This window comes from Pedobacter sp. CG_S7, assembly GCF_040544395.1.
In the GTDB taxonomy this organism is placed as follows: domain Bacteria; phylum Bacteroidota; class Bacteroidia; order Sphingobacteriales; family Sphingobacteriaceae; genus Pedobacter.
The window spans coordinates 1-5,549 of sequence record NZ_JBEONS010000071.1 but is presented as its reverse complement, the minus strand read 5'-3'; the positions used below and the strand labels follow the sequence as shown (position 1 = coordinate 5,549).

The following is a 5,549-nucleotide window of genomic DNA, read 5'->3' as shown; positions in this document are numbered from 1 at the left end:
TTAGGGAGCGTGATCCGGAGTAAAAAAGACCGGTAAACAGGAGCATACTTAATTGCAAGATATAAAAGGCAGCCGTGAGGTATTGCCGATAAGTTCATTAAAGAGATGTCATTTATACAACGTAGCGAGGTAACAAGGTACAGTTCAAAGTACATGAAACTAAGCTAAGTTTTCGAGTCAAAATCTAACAGACAATACAATTAGAATAAAGACTATTATTAATACAAGTTAAGAATGGTCAGCGTTCAAACAAAACATTTTACAATGGAGAGTTTGATCCTGGCTCAGGATGAACGCTAGCGGCAGGCCTAATACATGCAAGTCGAACGATATTTTCCAGCTTGCTGGGAGAGAAAGTGGCGCACGGGTGCGTAACGCGTATGCAACCTACCTTAATCTGGGGGATAGCCCGAAGAAATTCGGATTAACACCGCATAACATCATGAGATAGCCTTATCATATGATCAAATATTTATAGGATTAAGATGGGCATGCGTGTCATTAGCTAGTTGGCGGGGTAACGGCCCACCAAGGCGACGATGACTAGGGGATCTGAGAGGATGACCCCCCACACTGGTACTGAGACACGGACCAGACTCCTACGGGAGGCAGCAGTAAGGAATATTGGTCAATGGAGGCAACTCTGAACCAGCCATGCCGCGTGCAGGAAGACAGCCCTCTGGGTCGTAAACTGCTTTTATTCGGGAATAAACCTAATTACGTGTAATTAGCTGAATGTACCGAAGGAATAAGGATCGGCTAACTCCGTGCCAGCAGCCGCGGTAATACGGAGGATCCAAGCGTTATCCGGATTTATTGGGTTTAAAGGGTGCGTAGGCGGCTTATTAAGTCAGGGGTGAAAGACGGTGGCTCAACCATCGCAGTGCCTTTGATACTGATAAGCTTGAATACACTAGAGGTAGGCGGAATGTGACAAGTAGCGGTGAAATGCATAGATATGTCACAGAACACCGATTGCGAAGGCAGCTTACTATGGTGTGATTGACGCTGAGGCACGAAAGCGTGGGGATCAAACAGGATTAGATACCCTGGTAGTCCACGCCCTAAACGATGAATACTCGCTGTTAGCGATATACAGTTAGCGGCTAAGCGAAAGCGTTAAGTATTCCACCTGGGGAGTACGCTCGCAAGAGTGAAACTCAAAGGAATTGACGGGGGCCCGCACAAGCGGAGGAGCATGTGGTTTAATTCGATGATACGCGAGGAACCTTACCCGGGCTTGAAAGTTAGTGAATCATTTAGAGATAGATGAGTCCGCAAGGACACGAAACTAGGTGCTGCATGGCTGTCGTCAGCTCGTGCCGTGAGGTGTTGGGTTAAGTCCCGCAACGAGCGCAACCCCTATGTTTAGTTGCCAGCACGTTAAGGTGGGGACTCTAAACAGACTGCCTGTGCAAACAGAGAGGAAGGAGGGGACGACGTCAAGTCATCATGGCCCTTACGTCCGGGGCTACACACGTGCTACAATGGGTGGTACAGAGGGCAGCAAGCTGGCAACAGCAAGCAAATCTCAAAAAGCCATTCACAGTTCGGATAGAGGTCTGCAACTCGACCTCTTGAAGTTGGATTCGCTAGTAATCGCGTATCAGCAATGACGCGGTGAATACGTTCCCGGGCCTTGTACACACCGCCCGTCAAGCCATGGAAGTTGGGGGTACCTAAAGTATGTAACCGCAAGGAGCGTCCTAGGGTAAAACCGATAACTGGGGCTAAGTCGTAACAAGGTAGCCGTACCGGAAGGTGCGGCTGGAATACCTCCTTTCTGGAGTAGAATTGACTACTCGCTACGTTAAATGATATAAATGACAAAAAGATCTCAAAAGAAATAACCCATAAGATGAAACATTAAGAAGTGTTACAACTGTAAGCAAAAGGTACACTGAGGAAAAAACAAGGATTGTGAATGAGACACCTCACTAACGATACGGTTATACCACAGCCATATAGTCCCGTAGCTCAGTTGGTTAGAGCACTACACTGATAATGTAGGGGTCAGCAGTTCAAATCTGCTCGGGACTACATATTTAAGCATCTTACTGGGGGATTAGCTCAGCTGGCTAGAGCGCCTGCCTTGCACGCAGGAGGTCAACGGTTCGACTCCGTTATTCTCCACGATCACCCATGCTTAAAATAGAGGGCATAAAAAATAGGGAAGCGTAAGGCTACCCGGGGATTGAAAAGTTCTTTGACATATTGGAAGAAGTTAATAAAGAAGAGCAAACAACAATAGAGACGTTGTTTGAGCTTTTAACAAAAGGTACTGGCATAGAAAATGCATGTTTACATGTGTTGAAGAGGCTTGAAACGGCGTTAAGAGTTTAACAACAGAACAAAAAAAGCATTTCCATAGGCGCAAAAGGCTATGGAGAGAAGAAAGTAATAAAGAGCACACAGGGGATGCCTTGGCTCTCAGAGGCGATGAAGGACGTGATAAGCTGCGATAAGCTTCGGGTATTAGCAAATATGAATTAATCCGAAGATTTCCGAATGGGGAAACCTGGCTAGTTGAAGACTAGTCGTACAAAGTACGCAAACCTGCCGAACTGAAACATCTAAGTAAGCAGAGGAAGAGAAAATAATAATGATTTCCTAAGTAGTGGCGAGCGAACGGGAAAGAGCCCAAACCGTTTATGTTACGGCATAATCGGGGTTGTAGGACTACGATATGGCATTAATGAAATGAAGTGGAACAGGATGGGAAGCCTGGCAATATAGCGTGAGAGCCGCGTACACGTAAGTAACATTAGTCTAGTAGTATCCTGAGTACCGCGAGGTCGGAGACGCCTTGTGGGAATCTGCCGGCACCATCCGGTAAGGCTAAATACTCCTGAGAGACCGATAGTGAACCAGTACCGTGAGGGAAAGGTGAAAAGAACCCCGAACAGGGGAGTGAAATAGAACCTGAAACTGTGTGCTTACAAGCGGTCGGAGCGTCCAGGTGGCGTGACGGCGTGCCTTTTGCATAATGAGCCTACGAGTTACTCTTCTCTGGCAAGGTTAAGTGTTTAAGACACGGATCCGAAGCGAAAGCGAGTCTGAATAGGGCGTATAGTCAGGGGAGGTAGACGCGAAACCTTGTGATCTACCCATGGACAGGTTGAAGGTGCGGTAACACGTACTGGAGGACCGAACCGATAAACGTTGAAAAGTTTCCGGATGATCTGTGGGTAGGGGTGAAAGGCTAATCAAACTGGGAAATAGCTCGTACTCCCCGAAATGTTTTTAGGAACAGCGTCGTGGTTAAGTTATTTAGAGGTAGAGCTACTGATTGGGTGCGGGGGAGTCAAATCCTACCAAATCCAGACAAACTCCGAATGCTAGATAATATACACGGCAGTGAGGCCCGGGGTGCTAAGGTCACGGGCCGAGAGGGAAAGAACCCAGACCATCAGCTAAGGTCCCCAAGTTACTACTAAGTTGAACTAACGAGGTGCGATTGCCTAGACAGCTAGGATGTTGGCTTGGAAGCAGCCATTCATTTAAAGAGTGCGTAACAGCTCACTAGTCGAGCGATCGTGCATGGATAATAAACGGGCATTAAGTAGTACACCGAAGCTATGGGTAATATTATATATTACGGTAGGGGAGCATTCCAGCGGCAGCGAAGTTATGACGTAAGTTGTGGTGGAGCTTCTGGAAAAGCAAATGTAGGCATAAGTAACGATAAGGCGGGCGAGAAACCCGCCCACCGAAAGGATAAGGTTTCCTGATCAACGCTAATCGGATCAGGGTTAGTCGGGACCTAAGGAGAACCCGAAGGGGAAATTCGATGGACAACTGGTTAATATTCCAGTACTTTTTATAACTGCGATGTGGGGACGGAGTAGTGACACTGCCGCGATCTGACGGAATAGATCGTTGAAGACTGTAGGTATTGGAGTGGTAGGCAAATCCGCCGCTTTAGCTGAACGTTGATAGTACCGCAAGCCTTCGGGTAAGTGGATAGCGCAGGTAATCAGACTTCCAAGAAAAACCGCTAAGCTTCAGGTTATAAAAACCCGTACCGCAAACCGACACAGGTATCCGGGAAGAGAATTCTAAGGTGCTCGAGTGAATCATGGCTAAGGAACTCGGCAAAATGGCCCTGTAACTTCGGGAGAAGGGGCGCTGGTAGCAATATCAGCCGCAGTGAAAAGGCCCAGGCGACTGTTTAACAAAAACACATGGCTTTGCAAAATCGAAAGATGAAGTATAAGGCCTGACACCTGCCCGGTGCTGGAAGGTTAAGAGGGGATGTTAGGGTTAAACCGACGCATTGAATTGAAGCCCCAGTAAACGGCGGCCGTAACTATAACGGTCCTAAGGTAGCGAAATTCCTTGTCGGGTAAGTTCCGACCTGCACGAATGGTGTAACGATCTGGGCGCTGTCTCAGCCATGAGCTCGGTGAAATTGTGGTCCCGGTGAAGACGCCGGGTACCCGCAACGGGACGGAAAGACCCCATGCACCTTCACTACAATTTAACATTGACATTGGATACAGGATGTGTAGGATAGGTGGGAGACTATGAAGTGGCATCGCTAGGTGTTGTGGAGTCAACGTTGAAATACCACCCTTTTTGTATTCGGTGTCTAACTCCACTACGTGGAGGACATTGTTTGATGGGTAGTTTGACTGGGGTGGTCGCCTCCAAAAAGGTAACGGAGGCTTTCAAAGGTAAGCTCAATACGCTTGGTAACCGTATGTGGAGTGCAATAGCATAAGCTTGCTTGACTGTGAGGCAGACAAGCCGAGCAGGGTCGAAAGACGGATATAGTGATCCGGTGGTTCTGCATGGAAGGGCCATCGCTCAAAGGATAAAAGGTACGCTGGGGATAACAGGCTGATCTCCCCCAAGAGCTCATATCGACGGGGAGGTTTGGCACCTCGATGTCGGCTCGTCACATCCTGGGGCTGGAGAAGGTCCCAAGGGTTCGGCTGTTCGCCGATTAAAGTGGCACGCGAGCTGGGTTCAGAACGTCGCGAGACAGTTCGGTCCCTATCTGTTGTGGGCGTAGGAATTTTGAGTGGGGCTGACCTTAGTACGAGAGGACCGGGTTGGACTAGCCTCTAGTGAATCTGTTGTTCCGCCAGGGGCATTGCAGAGTAGCTACGCTGGGAATAGATAAGCGCTGAAAGCATCTAAGTGCGAAACTAGCCACGAGATGAGAATTCCATATAGGACCGTAGAAGACTACTACGTTGATAGGTTATAGATGTAAAGCTGGCGACAGCATAGTCGAGTAATACTAATCATCCGAAGCTTTCAAAAGCAAACACTGTTGTTTGTTCTTCAAACTAACTTCTTTCAATAATATGTCATCGTTATATTAGTGAGAATAATAAAAATCGATAGATAGATAAGCTAAATAACATTAAAAATATTTAGGTGCCTATATCGGTGGTGTCCACCTCTTCCCATTCCGAACAGAGAAGTTAAGCCCACCAGAGCCGATGGTACTGCGGTAACACGTGGGAGAGTAGGTCGGTGCCAAATCTTAAAGAAAGCCTGTAGTCTAAACTGCAGGCTTTTCTTGTTTAAATCCAATT

General features: G+C 47.5%; 2 tRNA genes and 3 rRNA genes. All 5 read left to right on the top strand.

The window, feature by feature from the left end:
• Positions 1 to 261 precede the first annotated feature (261 nt).
• The 5 genes from AAKU52_RS16950 (at position 262) to rrf (ending at position 5,496) form a co-directional block, all read left to right on the top strand.
• Positions 262 to 1,783: ribosomal RNA gene (locus AAKU52_RS16950) — 16S ribosomal RNA — on the top strand.
• Between the two features lie 183 nt (positions 1,784 to 1,966).
• Positions 1,967 to 2,040 (top strand) — tRNA-Ile (locus AAKU52_RS16945).
• Positions 2,041 to 2,059: 19 nt separating this feature from the next.
• Positions 2,060 to 2,133 (top strand) — tRNA-Ala (locus tag AAKU52_RS16940).
• Positions 2,134 to 2,391: 258 nt separating this feature from the next.
• Positions 2,392 to 5,271 (top strand): 23S ribosomal RNA (locus AAKU52_RS16935).
• A 113-nt stretch (positions 5,272 to 5,384) separates the two neighbouring features.
• Positions 5,385 to 5,496: ribosomal RNA gene (rrf, locus tag AAKU52_RS16930) — 5S ribosomal RNA — on the top strand.
• Together the 16S, 23S and 5S rRNA genes with 2 tRNA genes alongside form the textbook arrangement of a ribosomal RNA operon.
• Positions 5,497 to 5,549: the final 53 nt, after the last annotated feature.